Origin of the sequence: Pseudomonas sp. NPDC077451 (assembly GCF_044543345.1) — a bacterium.
GTDB lineage: Bacteria > Pseudomonadota > Gammaproteobacteria > Pseudomonadales > Pseudomonadaceae > Stutzerimonas.
Window position 1 is genome coordinate 69,853 of record NZ_JBITVX010000009.1, and the last position, 15,838, is coordinate 85,690.

Genomic DNA, 15,838 nt, shown 5'->3' on the forward strand with positions numbered 1-15,838 from the left:
CCACTTTTCAATATCCGACTACACTGGATGTTCGTTGAATATCTGGACGAAACCATGCTGATTGGATATGCCCGAGTCTCAACTGATGACCAGCTCCTCGATCTGCAACGCGATGCGTTGGAGAAAGCGGGTTGCGAGCGCGTGTTCGAAGACACCGCCAGCGGTGCCAAGGCCGAGCGAGTCGGCTTGACTGCCTTGCTGGCCACACTACGCCGGGGCGACACCGTGGTGATTTGGCGGCTGGATCGTCTTGGCCGCTCGCTGAAGGATCTGATTCGTCTGGTCGAGCAGTTGGACGCCGCCGGCGTCGGCTTGCGCAGCTTGCAGGAAAGCATCGACACCGCCTCGATTGGCGGACGCCTAGTGTTCCACCTGTTTGGTGCCCTGGCCGAGTTCGAGCGCAACTTGATCCGCGAGCGTACCCAGGCGGGGTTGTCAGCAGCACGAGCGCGTGGACGCAAGGGCGGGCGCAAGAAGCGGCTCGATCCCGCCAAGCAAGAACTGGCCCTGCGCCTGTACCACGAGCGAAAACACACCGTGGCAGAGATCTGCCGCCTGATGGGCATCGGTCGTTCGACTCTCTACAACTATCTGACCGAGGCCGAACGCAATGCCCAGCGGGCGGCATAGCGTCATCCCTTATGATTCGCTGATGCAATTGCGACAGCGGCTCGACCGTTTGCCGAAGAAAAGTCCGGAACGGGCTACCCAGGTGGCCGCGATAGCGGAGCTGTACGGCGTGTCTTCCAGCACCGTGTACCGGGCGCTGAACCTCATCCATAAACCCCATGCGGCCCACCGCGCCGATCACGGTAAGCCGCGCGTATTGCAGCAGGCCGAGCTGGAGCGCTACTGCGAGCTGATTGCGGCGTTGAAACTGCGCACGACGAATAAGCAGGGCCGGCACCTTTCCACCAATCGTGCGATCGAGCTGCTGGAGGACTACGGCGTGGAGACCGCTCAAGGCTTGGTCAAAGCGCCGAAGGGGGTGCTGAGCCGCCCGACCATCAACCGCTACTTGTCCTTGTGGCGACTGGATCAGCCGCGGCTGTCGCGGCAACCGCCCGCCGCGCGGTTTCAGGCTGAGCACAGCAACGACTGTTGGCAGTTCGACCTGTCGCCTTCCGACCTCAAGCACATCGACAAGCCTGAATGGATCGACCCGGCCAGAGGCGAACCGACGCTGATGCTGTTTAGCGTGGTAGACGACCGTAGCGGCGTGGCCTACCAGGAATACCACTGCGTATACGGTGAGGACGCGGAATCGGCACTGCGATTTCTGTTCAACGCCATGGCACCAAAAGCTGACCCAAGCTTTCCGTTCCAAGGCCGACCCAAGATGATCTACCTGGACAACGGCCCGGTGGCCAAGCGCCGCGTCTTCCAGAACGTCATGCAGGCGCTGGGCATCGAGTGGCAGACGCACATACCGGCCGGCAAGGATGGCACGCGCACCACGGCCCGCTCAAAGGGCAAGGTTGAGCGGCCATTTCGCACCGTGAAGGAAGCCCACGAGACGCTGTACCACTTCCACAAGCCGGAAACCGAAGCACAGGCCAACGAATGGCTGATGCGTTACCTGGTGCGCACCTACAATGTGCAACGCCATCGTTGCGAGCCGCATTCGCGGATCGAGGACTGGCTGGGCAACCTGCCCGCCGAGGGCCTGCGCGAGATGTGCACCTGGGAGCAGTTCTGTCGCTTTGCCCGCGAACCCGAACGGCGCAAGGTCGGCGTCGATGCGCGAATCACCATCGAGGGTACGGCCTACGAGGTGGAGCCCGACATGGCGGGCGAAACCGTGATGCTGCTCTGGGGGCTGTTCGATAATGAACTCTATGCCGAGTTCGATGGCGAGCGTTTCGGCCCTTACTACCCGGTATCCGGGCCGATTCCGCTGCATCGATACCGGGCGTTCAAGCGTGGCAAGGTCGATGAACGATCCGAGCGCATTCGTTCGCTGGCCGATCAGCTTGGGCTGCCCATCGCCGCGTTGGCCGGTGACGATGTACGGCTGACGCCGCCCGCCGTTCCAATGGAGCTGCCACGCCAGCCCTTCGATGCCGAAGCGCACGAGTACCACTTTCCCAGCGTTATCGCCGGCAAGCTGGCCATTGCCAACGAACTGGCACAACCGTTGGCCAAGCTCTCGGTCGAGGATCAAGCATTTATCCACCAGGTACTGAGCGAGACCTTGATTCGACGGGTTGTCTTGGAGCGCGTCAGGGGCTACTTCCGCCACAAGAAAACAGGAGAAGAACATGCGGGTTGAAGTGATGCAGCACTACGGATTGACGTTGCCGCTGAACCAAGCCGGGTACTTTGAGACCAGCCACCACCAGCAACTGATCAAAGACATCAAGGGCGCGATCTTCGAAGGCCGTCTGATTGCACTCTGTGGCGTCATCGGCAGCGGCAAAACCGTGATGCTGCGACGGCTTCAGCAGGTAATGGAGGCTGAGAAGAAAATCACCGTCTCCAAGTCCCTCGCCATCGAGAAGCACAGCATCAAGCTGGCCACCTTCATCGCTGCGCTCTACTACGACTTGTCCACCGAAAAGCAGGTGCGCATTCCGACCCAGGGCGAAAAGCGTGAGCGTGACTTGCGCGAACTGGTGAGGAAGAACAAGCGCCCCGTGGCCTTGTTCGTGGATGAGGCCCACGACCTCAACGGTCATACCCTGACAGGGCTTAAGCGCCTGATGGAGCTGGTCGAGGACGGCGACGGTCGATTGTCGGTGGTACTGGCCGGGCATCCCAAACTGCGCAACGACCTGCGCCGGCCGACGATGGAGGAAATCGGCTACCGCACCGATATCTTCTCGCTCGACGGCATCGCCGGCAGCCAGCGTGAGTACATCCACTGGCTGCTGGAAACCTGCACGGAGGGCCAGGTCGAGGCTGAATCGATTTTGACCGAGGAAGCGGTTGATCTACTAGCCACCAAGCTACGCACGCCGCTGCAAATTCAACTGCACCTCAGCCTGGCCCTGGAAGCTGGCTACCTGACCGGCGAGAAACCCGTATCGGCGGAGCTGGTGGAATCCGTGCTGTCGCGGCAACTGGATGATCTGGAGCCGACCCTGACGCGCCATGGCTACCGCATCAAGGATCTAGTCGAGCAGTTCGACGCCAGGCCCACCGAGATCAAGGCACTGTTCAGCAACGCGCTCGATCCGGCCCGCGCCGCTGAGCTGCGCGACAAGATGCTGGCAGCAGGGCTGCCGATTTAACGCGGGGCGAAGACCGGCTAGTTGCAGTTAATGTGAGCCAGCGGAAATGGAATGCAAGCAGACGCGGCTGAATGCAAGCTCGCTCGCAGCTAATGTGAGCCAGAGGGCTCCGTCAGTCGCAGTTAATCTGAGCCGGAAATTGCGCTGATTGCGAGCACGGCTGTTTTCGATTGCAAGCCGTTACAGCTAACCGGCCAAAAGCGGACGATTGCTGGCAGGTATTCAAGCTATGTCCCCAGGCCCTGGGGAAATAGCTTGGGGTTTGAGAAAGCCTGCTTAAGGTGGTCGTACACCAATCGCACCCGCTTCGATACAGGACCCTGCTGCGGGCGGTATATGAACAGATCCCATGGTGCTGGAGCGTGATCAGCCAAAACGGCAACCAGCGTTCCTGACCGCAGATGAGGCTCAGCCAGATAGGCAGGAATTTGGCCAAAACACATGCCTGCCAGGGTGGCTTCCAATTCCGTATCTGGATCATCACAGATAAGCGCTGGCTGCCTGGGCGCGAACGTTTGCCCGTCGGCAAATAGCCAAGGCCAAGGGCGGCCATTTTTCCGGTCGATCAGGACTGAAAGTGGCAGCTTAGCTAAGGCATCCAAAGATTTAGGTGGTGTCTTTTGGCCTATGAGAGACGGGCACGCGACAACGTAAAACGGCACGGGAGCTAAGGCACGTGCAACGTAGCGCCGGTCGCGAATAACCCCCACCCGGATACCAATATCGATATGCGCTTCAACGGCATCAGTCATCTGATCTTCCAAGCGGAGATCGAATTGCAGGTCAGGATGTGCAGCGGCCAGGGGCTGAAGAAACGGTATTAGGAAGCGCCTGCCAATAGCATGTGGAGCCGTAATCCCCACCTTACCTGACAGCTCAGGCTCCGTCCTGTGCGACCGGAATAGCGTATCGAAATGATCCAGAGCTGACCTGGCATCTTTGGCGTAATCCTGACCGAAAGCAGTGATGCTCACCTGGCGGGTATTGCGGTGGAACAGTGATTCGCCAAGCTCAGTTTCCAGGGCTTGAATGGCTCGAGTCACCCCTTGTGGGGAGATGCCTAATCGAGTTGCCGCTTCGCGGAAGCTACCTGCCTCTGCTGCTGTGCAAAAAATCCTAACCATCTCCATGCGGTTAAGCATGTTGCCCCCCCCCCATTTATTCCATTTTCAGGAATAGTATAATCCAATCATTTCCATTTATTGAGATCAATCATGGGTCTAAAGTTTGCGCACTGCCAGGTTAACCAGCCATGGCGAAGTACAAACCCGCCGATGAGGTTCTCAGCATGAGCAATAACATTTCTGGAAAAGTTGTCGTTATCACCGGTGCCAGTAGCGGCCTGGGTGAGGTTACTGCACGCCACCTTGCTGCGCTTGGCGCTCGCGTAGTGCTGGCTGCACGTCGCAAAGATAAACTCGACGCATTGGTGGCTGAGCTGACCAATGCAGGTGGTCAGGCAATCGCGTATCAGACCGATGTTACCTCTCAGGAAGAGGTCAAAACGCTCATTCAAGGTGCCGTGGACACCTACGGTCGCATTGATGTACTGATCAACAATGCCGGACTGATGGCGATTGCACCGCTCAGCGATACTCGCACTGACGAGTGGGATCGCATGATCGATATCAACATCAAGGGTCTGCTGTACGGAGTCGCGGCTGCATTGCCAGTCTTCCAGAAACAAAACAGTGGTCACTTCATCAACATCGCATCGGTTGCAGGCCTGAAGGTGTTCAGCCCAGGTGGCACCGTGTACAGCGGCACCAAGTTTGCTGTGCGGGCTATCTCCGAAGGACTGCGTCACGAAGTCGGTGGCAGCATCCGCACCACGACTATCGAACCGGGCGCCGTGGACTCCGAACTGAAATTCGGCAGCACCCACCAACAGAGCCGCGATTTCGTGGTGGACTTCTACAAGCATGCAATTCCCGCCGAATCGGTCGCTCGAGCTATCGCCTTCGCAATTGAGCAGCCTGCTGACGTGGATATTAACGAGATCGTTCTGCGCCCAACCGTGCAGGAATTCTAATGAGTTGAGGGCCTGTCTCTTCGGCGTCAGGCCCCGCTTATCTGGAGTGAAAAGCGGTGAGTGCCACATGGCCCGGAAGAAAAGAAGCAAGCGCTCGATGCAGGTGCTGAATGCCCTGCAATTCTTCAGCAGCTTGCAGCTGTTCGTGGGGCTGACAACGGATTGATGGCAACGGTTATGGAGAGCTATCTACGGGAAGAGTTTCCCAGTAGCGAAATCAGGAGCGATTCGCAGAACAAGTCCATTGACGAGACCATCTCCATCGTCCGCTCCTACCTGCGGTAGAGGCACCAGGGTGCCCTCGGTGAGGGAAAATTTAGTTAGCTAGTAAAGGAAGCGACATCATGAAATCACGTGCAGCAGTTGCCTTCGGGCCTGGAAAGCCACTGGAAATCGTCGAGATCGACGTCGAGCCGCCGCGCAAGGGCGAGGTGCTTGTCAGGATCACGAATACCGGCGTTTGCCATACCGACGCCTTCACCCTGTCGGGCGAGGACCCGGAAGGCGTGTTCCCGGCGGTGCTGGGCCATGAGGGCGCCGGCATCGTGGTCGAGGTCGGCGAGGGCGTGACCTCGGTCAAGCCGGGTGACCACGTGATCCCGCTGTACACCGCCGAGTGCGGTGAGTGCCTGTTCTGCAAGAGCGGCAAGACCAACCTGTGCGTGGCGGTGCGCGCCACCCAGGGCAAGGGCGTGATGCCCGATGGCACCACCCGCTTCAGCTACAACGGCCAGCCGATCTACCACTACATGGGCTGCTCGACCTTCAGCGAATACACGGTGGTGGCCGAAGTCTCGCTGGCCAAGATCAACCCGGACGCCAATCCCGAGCATGTCTGCCTGCTGGGTTGCGGTGTGACCACCGGCATCGGCGCTGTTCACAACACGGCCAAGGTTCAGCCGGGTGACTCTGTGGCCATCTTCGGCCTCGGCGGCATCGGGCTCGCTGCGATTCAGGGGGCACGCCAGGCCAAGGCGGGTCGCATCATCGCCATCGACACCAATCCAGCGAAGTTCGAGCTGGCTCGTACCTTCGGCGCGACCGAATGCCTCAACCCGAAGGACTTCGACAAGCCGATTCACGAGGTTCTCATCGAGATGACCGGTTGGGGTGTCGATCACACCTTCGAGTGCATCGGCAACGTCAACGTGATGCGCTCGGCACTGGAAGCAGCACATCGTGGCTGGGGCCAGTCGATCGTCATCGGCGTGGCTGGTGCAGGCAAGGAAATTTCGACGCGCCCGTTCCAGTTGATCACCGGTCGCACCTGGAAGGGCTCGGCTTTCGGCGGGGTCAAGGGCCGCACTCAACTTCCCGGCATGGTGGAGGACGCAATGAAAGGCGAGATCGATCTCGCCCCGTTCGTCACCCACACCATGGGCCTCGACGACATCAACAAGGCCTTCGACCTGATGCATGAAGGCAAGTCGATTCGCACGGTGATCCACTACTGATCGCCCACTACCCATTCAACGCCAACCACCAAGGAAATTAATCATGTCCACTCCTGTCATTTCTGGCGATGGCATCTTTTCGCACATCTTTATCGGCGCTGCCGACCTTCAGAAGTCGGTCGCGTTCTACGCCGCCGCTCTGGGTGCTCTTGGCATCAAGAACCTCGGTCCTTTCAACAACGGATGGGTACTTTTCGGTCGCGAAAAGCCGGCTTTCATCATCGCCCGCCCGGGCAATGGTGAAGCGCCTTCCAGCAACGGCGTGACGATCGGCTTTGCGGCCGCCACTCCCGCTGAAGTGGATGCCTTCCACGCCGCCGGCCTTGCCGCAGGCGGCACTGACGAGGGCCAACCTGGCGCACGTGGTCACCTGCCGGGTGCCTATGCTGCCTACCTGCGTGATCCGGCGGGCAACAAGGTCTGCTCGTACACCTTCGTCTGAAAGCAAGGAAGCTGAGAGCGTTCTGACAGGGTCAGCACAAGCCTCTATTATACGGCGAGCCTGTTAGACGGACTGCGTAACGCGGTGCATGCTCATGAAGATCGGCCCGCAGCCATGTGTGAAACGCATGGCTGCGGGCATTTGTTTTGAAGCGTGCTTTTCAACCAATGAGAAATGAGGTCGTTATGAAAGAGCCGGCCAATATCAATACGACGACCGTACAACCCACCCCAACCGCCACCGTGTACGGCATGCCGGCTTATGCCGATCGTGCTGCAGCCGTGGGTGAAGTGCATGCGCGCCCGCATCTGTTGCTTGAGGCCCCCCGCGGTATATTGCAGCTCGCTTTCATGACCGAAGGTGACCAGACCAGGGATCAGATGGCGATGAGCGAGTTGTCTCATCGCTTCGGCGTTGCCGAGCCCGACCACGCTACGCCGCTACACGGCATGACATGGGATGAGGGAGACCTTCACTGTGAAAAGCACACCGAGTTCTCTACGTATCTCTGGTGCGCTTCGCTGGATTCCAAGACGGGAGAGCCTTGCGGAGAAAATCCCTTCAAACATGGATTTGTTCCTCCGGGCCCGGTCATATCCGGCATCCGCTTGAGACTTCTTCCGTGGATACCAGAAACGGAGAAGGAGGCTGATCGCTTCGATCCTGCCAGCCTGTGCTACTCGTTGGTAGAGAACGGCTCTGCCGCCATCTTGACCGACTTCCGACAGGATGAGGATGGCCTGACGCAGATCCTCATCCTTGCTCGTGATTTGACCCCGGCGCGGGCAGGTGCGCTGGCTCAACTTCTATTGGAGATCGAGACGTACCGTACCTTGGCGTTGCTGTCTCTGCCGTTGACGCGATCGATGACGTCGGAGCTGCGACACATGGAGTCGCGCCTTGCTGCGATCACTGACGAGATGTGTACGAATTTGGTAGAACGCCGCGATAGCGACGTGCTGCTTTCCGAATTGACCGGTCTGGCCGCCGAACTGGAAGCTGGCGTCGCGGCAAATCTCTATCGCTTCGGCGCCAGCCGTGCCTACTACGAGATCGTCGAGGAAAGGCTGGCTGCGCTTTCAGAAGTGGCCGTATCCGGATACAGCACCTGGGCGGATTTCCTGCAGCGTCGCATCGCTCCAGCCATGCGGGAGTGCCAATCCGTAAAGGAGCGCCAGGCCAAGCTCTCCGACAAACTGACCCGAGCCATCGCGTTGCTGCGTTCGTGGATCGACGTCGAACTTGAACGCCAGAACCGCGATCTGCTGGCTTCGATGAACAACCGGGCCAAGTTGCAATTGCGCCTTCAGCAAACCGTCGAAGGCCTGTCGGTCGCGGCAATTTCTTATTACGTCGTGAGTCTTCTCGGCTACCTGCTCAAGGGCATTCCGATCGTTCACGACAGCGTGGCGCCGGTGATGGCGGTTCTGGTACCTGCGGTGATGCTGACGATCTGGTGGATCGTCCGCAGGATAAGACACGCCCACAGCGACACGGCGGCGGAAGAGAAATCTTCCTGACGAGCTGCCGTCCTGGCGCGCGATAGCTGCGCCGTCCGTTTGAACAGAGGAGAACAACATGCCAAGCAATTCTTTCGGTGAATCCTCTTGTACCGCTGCGGCCTGCATTGAAGCGTTTGTAGACCTTATTCCAGTAGCCAAACGCCTTGGGCAGGTCTCTCCAGGGACATCCCGTGCGCATGCGGTACAGCATGCCCTCCACGGTCATTCGTAGATCACGCTTGTTGTAGATGGCCTTGTGCAGCAGAATTTCCCGCAGCTTCGACCAATGCTCATCGCTGAGCAGTAATCGGGGCATTGCAAGCTCGTATCGATGTTGGGTCAGAGCTTCAACGATACGGGCTTGCTCTTATAGATCAATGGGTTAGCGCGAAATGGCAACAGACCCTAGCAAACCAGTTCAAATAACGTGGCGCAGTAGTTTTATCAGGTCCAAATGCGCCGTTTGGCCTGCGTCAGTTTCCCGGCGGTCTCCAGCTGTACATACACCAAACGCCTCTGGTCATCCACCGCGTCGCAACTCCCTGACACCCCGGCCCAGCTTGCGGCGCAACAGGGCCCGCAGGGTCACCCCATCCGAGTACCCGACCTGTGCGGCGACTTGGTCGACGCTCGCGTTTCCGGTGCGCAAGAGATGGACGGCATGCTCCACGCGCAGGTCCTGGAAATACGACAGCGGTGTCTTGCCCAAAACGCTTTGCAGCCGCCGCGCCAAGGTGCGCTCGCTTGTGCCCGCGGCGCTGGCCGCCTCGGCGAGCGAGAACCCCTTCGCGAGCCGACTTCTGGCCCAGCACTCGAAGCGCTCCACCATCGGGTCGGCATGCGCAAGGTGGTCGGGAATCACGAACTCGGCTTGCGAACTGCGTGCCTCGACCAGCAGATAGCGTGCTACTAGGGCCGCCAGCGCCGGACTGCGCCCCCGGATGATGCGCAAGGCCAAGTCGACGTGGGCCAAAGCGGCACCCGCGGTAGTGAAGTGTGTCGAGTTCACGATCATGCGTGACTCGTCAAGCGTGACGTTCGGATAGCGCTGCCGAAACATCGGCCCCAGCCACCATGACGTCGTCGCACGATGCCCATCAAGCAGGCCACTCTCTGCAAGCAAGAAACTACCGGAGCAGGCGGCACCAAGGTGCGCGCCAGCGGTGGACCACTGCTGTAGCACGGCGACCGCATCGGGCACGTCGGGGCGTGTGAGCCGAGCCGAGAGCGTGTCAGGCATCTTTTCACCAAACGCGGGCACGAGCACGACGTCTGGTTCCGGCACACCACGCGCAGTGACCACGGGGACCGTCAAGCCTTGCGCAGTTCGGATGCGACGCCGCACGCCCACCAGCGTGAGCTCTATGTGCGCGGGAGCCTGTGGCAGCGAGCCCGACATCGCATTGGCCAAGCCCACTGTGTCGGTGAGCGCCGCAAGCCCCAGATCAAACACGCCATCACAAACAAGGATGTGGATTTTCATGGCAACAATGATATCAATGTTGTCATTATTGTCTATGGAGATGGCTGTCATGAAGACTTAGACTGCAGGCTCGTCGATCCATTCATCTAACCCAGTTACCCAAAGGATTACAGTATGACCAAGCTCGCCCTGTTTGTTCGCCTCGAAGCCAAACCCGGCCAGGAGGCTGCGCTTGCCGACTTCCTGGCCAGCGCACTGCCGCTCGCCAACGCCGAGTCCGGCACCACTGCCTGGTTCGCATTGAAGTTTGGCCCTTCGACGTTCGGTGTGTTCGATGCCTTTGCCGATGAGGCAGGTCGCCAAGCACATCTGAACGGCCAGATCGCCGCGGCCTTGATGGCCAACGCCGCGACCTTGCTCAGTTCTCCGCCCAATATCGAGAAGGTCGAACTGCTTGCAGCCAAACTGCCTGCATGACAACCCGGCCTTGACCCAATCAGGTCGCGCTGCAGGATGGGGGGGCACAAGCTCTACGCAGCGTCCCCCCCCCTCGATTGCACTTGCCCAGGGAGCTACCTTCCACAGCGACGGGGGGCAATATTGCAGCCAGAACTTCCAAGCTGCGTCAGCAAGCAGGGGCAACATCAGGGCTGGCTGTGATGTTCCGATTCGTCGGGTAGTTATCGAGAAGTACCGACTGTTTGCAACGTGTCGGTATCGAGAGCCGTCTGGGCGAGCCAGATTTCCGGCCCATTGGAAGTCCGCAGTCCGCAAGCGCGGATCGATCGAGCGATTTGTTGAAAATCAACGACCTAGCATCGGGCCGTTCGGGCTAGTGAGGGTTTCTGGGGGGGGCGTAACGATTCGAACTCCTGCAGGGGCTCGGTGGGGTGGAACCCTGCGCCAAACCTATGTAACTCAGCGCCTTGCGACCGCTGCAAACTCCTGTGGAAAGGTGCGGAATCCGGACCTTGATGCCCGCAATCCTACCAGTTCTGCCCTGGTCGGGTCACCAACCGAGCGCATCAGACAGGGCGCCAGTTCTATTCCCGTTTGGGAATTGAACCCGCGTCAGCATCCACTCATCCGACGTTCGATCAGGCGGTGACGAACCGCTCCCGAAATGCTCGCCGGACCTGGTCGTAAGGCACAGGGCTGGTGGCGTGCGGGACCAGCGCGCTTCTGTCGCCGATGAGGTCGTTGATCCGGTAGGTGCAGTTTCCGGAGGGGTGCAGCATGCCGGCAATCACCCGGTCGGGATTCAGAACCCGCTCCTGGATCAGGCGGTCCAGCACGCTCTGGACCTACGGCCCCAAGCCAACGAACATGGCATCTTTCAGTTCTTCGACTTCCGCCGCGAAGTGCTACAGCAGGTACTTCCTCAGCAAGGGGTGCTTGGTCATATCCGGTGAGCCACGGTAATCGTCGTCCTTTACGAATACCGGATAGCGCAGACATTGATTTTCGTGCGTTAGAGAGGGCCTCGCTGCCCAAAAGCCTCACGCGCAAACTCCAAGAAGCTGCGCAGCTTTGGAGTCATTCTTCGGTCAGGGGCATAGAGGATGTGCATTGCGGTATTCGGCACCGGGTACTGCGGCAACAGACGCACCAGTGTCCCATCGCGCAGTGCATCGCTAACCAACTCTATCGGCTGTAGAACCACGCCTAGACCAGCTACAGCCGCTGCCAGCAGTGGATCACCTTGATTGATCGTTAATTTGCTTGTAATAGGAACATCTATACGCCCCTCCGGGCTGTCGAAGCTCCAGTGTGAGCGGCCATCAGAATAGGTAAACCCCAGACATTCCTGCTGCTGTAGATCCCACGGATTGATGATGGGAGGGCGACGTGCAAGATAGGACGGCGCAGCGCATAAAACCATCTGATAGGGCTCCAGTGGCAATGCCTTCAACCCACTGCTCTCCAGCTCGCCGATGCGAAATACCACGTCGTAACCATCATCAACGATATCGACCAGTTCGTTCGATAACGTTAGGTCAACAGACACCTGAGGATACCGAACCATGTATTCCAGCAGGCGTGGCGAAAGCGTGCGGATTCCGAACGTGACCGGCGCGTTGATGCGAAGGCGGCCGCTTGGTGTGCCCCGAGTGAGGGCAGCCAGGCTCTCGGCAGACTGCATGTCTGCAAGGATCAGTTTTGCTCGCGGGTAGAACGCCCTGCCGAAGTCGGTGAGGCTTTGCCTGCGCGTAGTCCGGTGCAGCAGGGAAACACCCAGATGTTGTTCGAGCATTTTCACCTGTTTCCCTACCAATTGAGGGGACAGATTCAGGTCGTCCGCAGCGGCGCTGAATGAACCCAGCTCAACTGTTTTGACGAACGTGGCCATCTGGGTCAGGCGATCCATTATAAACACTCTGTTTCTAGTAATACGCCATCGTAGGCATTTATCTAGCGCCAACCAATGACTAAATTTTTGTCACCTTTCGAGTGCCCGGATACCTTCCGGATGTACGTCGAGGCCCATTGATAAACGAGGTATTTATGATGGCACGCATTGTCAGAATTCATGAATACGGTGACGCCAGCGTTCTGAAGCTGGAAGATCTGGAAGTATCGGCACCAGCAGCAAACGAGGTGCAAATTAGTGTTAAAGCTTTTGGCTTGAACCGAGCCGAAGTGATGTTCCGCAATCACGCATACCTACAAGAAGCGGAGTTCCCCAGCCGCTTAGGCTACGAGGCCGCAGGCATCGTAACGGCAGTTGGGAGCGACGTAACCGAGATCACGATTGGTGACTCGGTCGCTCTGATCCCACCTCTGGATATTGCTCGCTGGGGCACCTACGGCGAGTTGGCCAATGTACCGGCCCACCTGGTGGTAAAGAGCCCTGAGAACTTGTCCTTTGAAGAGGCTGCGGCGTCTTGGATGCAGTACGTCACCGCCTGGGGGGGATTGATTGAACAGGCGAAGCTACGTCAGGGCGATTTTGTCATCGTTACCGCCGCGTCAAGCAGTGTTGGCTTGGCCGCCTTCCAAATGGCTCGTATGGTCGGCGCCACATCGATTGCGATCACTCGAACTCACGCGAAGAAGCAAGCCCTACTTGATGCAGGCGCTGCGCATGTCATCGTCAGCGATGAAGAGGATATCGTCGAGCGTGTTATGACGATAACTGCCGGTCAAGGCGCTCGCGTTGTATTCGATCCTGTAGGCGGGCCGTCCTTGGAACCTCTCACGCAGAGCATGGCGCGGGGCGGAATTTTGCTGGAGTACGGCGCACTTAGCTCTGAACCGACACCATTCCCACTGTTTACCGTGCTGGGCAAAAGCCTGACTTTGAAGGGCTATCTCTACGCAGAGATTGTGGCCGACCCTGAAGCCCTAGAGAGAGCAAAGGCTTTTATTCTGCAAGGGTTGGAGTCCGGTGCGTTGCGCCCGATCATCGCAAAGACATTCACACTTAGCGACATCCAGGATGCCCATCGTTTCCTTGAAGCCAATCAGCAGATCGGCAAGATCGTGGTAACTGTCTGACCAGCAATTATGGGGCTGAGAGCGTAATCCTTCGGCCCCGATTCAAGCCAGCCCTGATGACCGCTTTTGGCCGATTCTGTGTATCCGTCCGGCCAACACACCTTCTTGGCCCCGACGCCAAAGGCGATGGTGTCCACCTGATTTAAGTGGACACCATTTCTAGCCTTTTATGCCGCTGGGCAAACCTATTTTCCCGAGGGCGTGGCGCGGCCGGGCTGGTACCAGCCAACGGACAGGGGCGTCGAGCGAAGGCTGGGAGAAAGGCTTACTTGGCTGCGCTCGCTCGATGACGCGACGCCGCCAAGCCCGGACGCTTGACCGACATCCCCCCGAAATCGGCCCATCGCTACCTCACGAACTACAGGATAAGAACATGCCAGACGCTTCTCTCGGTGAATCCTCTGCGAATATCAGACGGAGACGAGTTGCCCGCTATCTACGCACTGAGTCTGGGGCTGCGGTGCTGCTGGTGATCGTCACGGTTGTGGCGCTGGCGTGGGCGAACTCGCCGCTATCCGATGCCTATTTCGAGTTGTGGCACCTGGACGTCGGGTTCAACTTTGGGCCATTGGGCCTGCACATGGATCTACATCACTGGGTCAACGACGGCCTGATGGTCGTCTTCTTCTTCCTGATCGGCCTGGAGGTGCGTCAGGAATTCGCCCACGGGTCGCTCAGGGACCGCAGCCGTGCCCGTCTCGCTCTGATCGCGGGGGTCGCGGGTGTCGTGCTGCCCGCGCTGCTGTATGTCCTGATCGTGGGGCTGGCAGGAAGTGAGGGCCTGCGCGGGTGGGGGGCGGTGGTCGGTACCGATACGGCGTTCATGCTGGGCACCCTGGCGATCGTCGGCCCGCGGCTATCCGGTCAGTTGCGCGTGTTCCTGCTCACCCTGACCGTGGTCGATGACTTCCTCGCCGTGTCCATCATCGGCATCGTCTATAGCGAGGAGATCCGCGTCGTCCCGTTGCTGATCGCCCTCGCCAGTCTCTTCGGGTTGTGGTTGCTGGGGCGCACCCGCCAGTGGCGGGCAACGCCGTATGTGCTGATCGTGATCGTGCTGTGGCTCGCGACCGTGTACTCCGGCATTCATGCCTCCCTCGCCGGGATGGCCGCGGGGCTCCTGATCCCCGCCTACGCAACGCAACGTCACAAGGTCGTCGCGGCAAGACAGTTGTTCCGTGACTTCTGGCAGTCTCCGAGTGCCGCATCGGCTCGCGCAGTGGACTGCGGGCTGTCCCAGGGTATCTCGGTGAATGAGCGGCTGCACGAGTTCCTGCGGCTGCCGACAGCGCTGCTGATCGTGCCGGTGTTCGCCTTGGCGAACGCCGGGGTGGACCTGCGTGGTGGGCTGCTCGCGGAGGCCTTCGGCTCGCCCGTGACCTGGGGCGTCATCGCGGGGCTCGTGCTCGGCAAGCTCCTGGGCATCGGGCTCATCACTCTCGCCGCGGTCCGCCTCGGCTTGGGGCGCCTGCCGGCGGGTGTCGGAATGGGGAGCGTGTTCGGTGGTGCGGCACTGTCCGGGATCGGGTTCACCGTGTCGCTGCTCATCATCGGACTCGCGTTCGGCACGACCTCCGACCTGGGCCGCCAGGCGACGGTCGGCGTGCTCGTGTCGATGATGCTCGCCACGTTGCTCGGGTGGCTCATCTTCAAGGTTGCCGCACGCAGGTGGGGTGAGGAGACCGCCGATCTGCCGATGGTGCTTGAGCCGCCGGTCGATCCCGAGGTCGATCACATCCGCGGGCCAGAGGACGCGCAGCTCACGCTGGTGGAGTACGTGGACTTCGAGTGCGCGTACTGTGCGCACGCTACCGGTTCTTGGGAGGATCTGCGCGCCCACTTCGGGGACGACCTGCGGTATGTGGTGCGCCATTTGCCGCACCACCCGCATGGGCCGATCGCCGCGCGTGCGTCCGAGGCGGCATCGAATCAGGGGATGTTCTGGCCGTGGCTGGACTTCGTGTTTACCCGTCAGCACGCGCTGGAGCGCGAGGATCTGATCGGCTACGCCGTAGAGCTTGGGCTCGACGTCGATCGGTTCATCGCGGATCTCGACAGCTCTGCGGTGATCGAGCGTGTCGAGCGCGACCTCGCCAGTGCGGTCGCCAGCGGTGCGCATGTCACGCCGACGTTCTTCGTCGAGGGTCGCCGCCTGCGCGGTAGCTACGACGCCCGCACTGTCACCGCAGCGCTCGAAGCCAGTCGCCGCGGCCCCCGGACTCAGGAAGTCCCGTCCTGAGCGGGACGAACTACA

At 59.7% G+C, this 15,838-nt stretch carries 15 protein-coding genes and 2 pseudogenes; 11 read left to right on the forward strand and 6 right to left on the reverse strand.

Annotated elements, in window-relative coordinates:
• Positions 1 to 54: 54 nt before the first annotated feature.
• The 3 genes from ACIGHL_RS15270 to ACIGHL_RS15280 are packed head-to-tail and all read left to right on the forward strand — an operon-like array spanning position 55 to position 3,233.
• Positions 55 to 630 carry a recombinase family protein gene (locus ACIGHL_RS15270; protein ID WP_032905003.1) on the forward strand — a complete coding sequence of 192 codons (576 nt, stop codon included), beginning with the start codon at positions 55 to 57 and terminating at the stop codon, positions 628 to 630.
• 4 nt (positions 631 to 634) lie between these two features.
• Positions 635 to 2,272 carry a DDE-type integrase/transposase/recombinase gene (locus ACIGHL_RS15275; protein ID WP_218125441.1) on the forward strand — a complete coding sequence of 546 codons (1,638 nt, stop codon included), beginning with the start codon at positions 635 to 637 and terminating at the stop codon, positions 2,270 to 2,272.
• Positions 2,262 to 3,233, forward strand: a complete 972-nt coding sequence (locus tag ACIGHL_RS15280; RefSeq protein ID WP_020303030.1) for an ExeA family protein — start codon at positions 2,262 to 2,264, stop codon at positions 3,231 to 3,233. Before ACIGHL_RS15275 ends, ACIGHL_RS15280 begins: the two co-directional genes overlap by 11 nt.
• A gap of 227 nt (positions 3,234 to 3,460) precedes the next feature.
• On the opposite strand, the gene ACIGHL_RS15285 is transcribed toward ACIGHL_RS15280, so the two are convergent.
• A complete protein-coding gene (locus ACIGHL_RS15285; RefSeq protein WP_169918103.1) occupies positions 3,461 to 4,375 on the reverse strand; it encodes a LysR family transcriptional regulator in 915 nt (304 codons plus the stop codon).
• Between the two features lie 146 nt (positions 4,376 to 4,521).
• Here ACIGHL_RS15285 and ACIGHL_RS15290 point away from each other — a divergent pair, with 146 nt between their 5' ends.
• From ACIGHL_RS15290 to ACIGHL_RS15310, 5 genes are all read left to right on the forward strand, one after another.
• On the forward strand, positions 4,522 to 5,265 hold the full coding sequence (locus ACIGHL_RS15290; protein ID WP_031633346.1) for an SDR family oxidoreductase: 744 nt from the start codon (positions 4,522 to 4,524) through the stop codon (positions 5,263 to 5,265).
• Positions 5,266 to 5,385: 120 nt separating this feature from the next.
• Positions 5,386 to 5,550, forward strand: coding sequence for a metal-sensing transcriptional repressor (locus ACIGHL_RS15295; protein ID WP_231098875.1), 165 nt, complete (start codon positions 5,386 to 5,388; stop codon positions 5,548 to 5,550).
• Between the two features lie 59 nt (positions 5,551 to 5,609).
• The gene (locus tag ACIGHL_RS15300) at positions 5,610 to 6,719 is read left to right on the forward strand and encodes an S-(hydroxymethyl)glutathione dehydrogenase/class III alcohol dehydrogenase (protein ID WP_003291553.1); all 1,110 of its coding nucleotides are present in this window, start codon (positions 5,610 to 5,612) and stop codon (positions 6,717 to 6,719) included.
• 43 nt (positions 6,720 to 6,762) lie between these two features.
• A complete protein-coding gene (locus tag ACIGHL_RS15305) occupies positions 6,763 to 7,161 on the forward strand; it encodes a VOC family protein (protein ID WP_003291554.1) in 399 nt (132 codons plus the stop codon).
• Positions 7,162 to 7,346: 185 nt separating this feature from the next.
• Positions 7,347 to 8,681: a DUF3422 family protein gene (locus tag ACIGHL_RS15310; RefSeq protein ID WP_042927609.1), complete on the forward strand. Its 1,335-nt coding sequence runs from the start codon at positions 7,347 to 7,349 to the stop codon at positions 8,679 to 8,681.
• A gap of 103 nt (positions 8,682 to 8,784) precedes the next feature.
• Here the strand turns inward: ACIGHL_RS15310 and ACIGHL_RS15315 are convergent.
• The 3 genes and pseudogenes from ACIGHL_RS15315 to ACIGHL_RS15325 form a co-directional block, all read right to left on the reverse strand.
• Positions 8,785 to 8,979 (reverse strand): annotated as a pseudogene (locus ACIGHL_RS15315) (transposase); the annotation flags it as partial.
• Between the two features lie 204 nt (positions 8,980 to 9,183).
• Complete coding sequence (locus ACIGHL_RS15320; RefSeq protein ID WP_371935787.1) at positions 9,184 to 9,492, reverse strand: helix-turn-helix domain-containing protein; 309 nt, start codon at positions 9,490 to 9,492, stop codon at positions 9,184 to 9,186.
• Positions 9,493 to 9,615: 123 nt separating this feature from the next.
• Positions 9,616 to 10,197 (reverse strand): annotated as a pseudogene (locus ACIGHL_RS15325) (DJ-1/PfpI family protein); the annotation flags it as partial.
• A gap of 63 nt (positions 10,198 to 10,260) precedes the next feature.
• On the opposite strand from ACIGHL_RS15325, the gene ACIGHL_RS15330 reads away from it, so the two are divergent.
• Positions 10,261 to 10,563, forward strand: coding sequence for a putative quinol monooxygenase (locus ACIGHL_RS15330; protein ID WP_007182542.1), 303 nt, complete (start codon positions 10,261 to 10,263; stop codon positions 10,561 to 10,563).
• Between the two features lie 620 nt (positions 10,564 to 11,183).
• Here the strand turns inward: ACIGHL_RS15330 and ACIGHL_RS15335 are convergent.
• Both ACIGHL_RS15335 and ACIGHL_RS15340 read right to left on the reverse strand, forming a co-directional pair.
• Complete coding sequence (locus tag ACIGHL_RS15335) at positions 11,184 to 11,381, reverse strand: hypothetical protein (RefSeq protein ID WP_499176683.1); 198 nt, start codon at positions 11,379 to 11,381, stop codon at positions 11,184 to 11,186.
• A 176-nt stretch (positions 11,382 to 11,557) separates the two neighbouring features.
• Entirely contained in the window at positions 11,558 to 12,454 is an 897-nt protein-coding gene (locus tag ACIGHL_RS15340; protein ID WP_499176681.1) for a LysR family transcriptional regulator, read from the reverse strand.
• 140 nt (positions 12,455 to 12,594) lie between these two features.
• Here ACIGHL_RS15340 and ACIGHL_RS15345 point away from each other — a divergent pair, with 140 nt between their 5' ends.
• On the forward strand, positions 12,595 to 13,584 hold the full coding sequence (locus ACIGHL_RS15345) for a zinc-dependent alcohol dehydrogenase family protein (RefSeq protein ID WP_042927614.1): 990 nt from the start codon (positions 12,595 to 12,597) through the stop codon (positions 13,582 to 13,584).
• 373 nt (positions 13,585 to 13,957) lie between these two features.
• Complete coding sequence (gene nhaA / locus ACIGHL_RS15350) at positions 13,958 to 15,823, forward strand: Na+/H+ antiporter NhaA (RefSeq protein WP_296827998.1); 1,866 nt, start codon at positions 13,958 to 13,960, stop codon at positions 15,821 to 15,823.
• Positions 15,824 to 15,838: the final 15 nt, after the last annotated feature.

Excerpts from the sequence above, each read along its gene's own strand:
- ACIGHL_RS15305 (WP_003291554.1), top strand. The coding sequence starts at position 6,763 with ATGTCCACTCCTGTCATTTCTGGCGATGGCATCTTTTCGCACATCTTT.
- ACIGHL_RS15310 (WP_042927609.1), top strand. The coding sequence starts at position 7,347 with ATGAAAGAGCCGGCCAATATCAATACGACGACCGTACAACCCACCCCA.
- ACIGHL_RS15320 (WP_371935787.1), bottom strand. The coding sequence starts at position 9,492 with ATGGTGGAGCGCTTCGAGTGCTGGGCCAGAAGTCGGCTCGCGAAGGGG.
- nhaA (WP_296827998.1), top strand. The coding sequence starts at position 13,958 with ATGCCAGACGCTTCTCTCGGTGAATCCTCTGCGAATATCAGACGGAGA.
- ACIGHL_RS15345 (WP_042927614.1), top strand. The coding sequence starts at position 12,595 with ATGGCACGCATTGTCAGAATTCATGAATACGGTGACGCCAGCGTTCTG.
- ACIGHL_RS15300 (WP_003291553.1), top strand. The coding sequence starts at position 5,610 with ATGAAATCACGTGCAGCAGTTGCCTTCGGGCCTGGAAAGCCACTGGAA.
- ACIGHL_RS15290 (WP_031633346.1), top strand. The coding sequence starts at position 4,522 with ATGAGCAATAACATTTCTGGAAAAGTTGTCGTTATCACCGGTGCCAGT.
- ACIGHL_RS15285 (WP_169918103.1), bottom strand. The coding sequence starts at position 4,375 with ATGCTTAACCGCATGGAGATGGTTAGGATTTTTTGCACAGCAGCAGAG.
- ACIGHL_RS15340 (WP_499176681.1), bottom strand. The coding sequence starts at position 12,454 with ATGGATCGCCTGACCCAGATGGCCACGTTCGTCAAAACAGTTGAGCTG.
- ACIGHL_RS15270 (WP_032905003.1), top strand. The coding sequence starts at position 55 with ATGCTGATTGGATATGCCCGAGTCTCAACTGATGACCAGCTCCTCGAT.
- ACIGHL_RS15280 (WP_020303030.1), top strand. The coding sequence starts at position 2,262 with ATGCGGGTTGAAGTGATGCAGCACTACGGATTGACGTTGCCGCTGAAC.
- ACIGHL_RS15330 (WP_007182542.1), top strand. The coding sequence starts at position 10,261 with ATGACCAAGCTCGCCCTGTTTGTTCGCCTCGAAGCCAAACCCGGCCAG.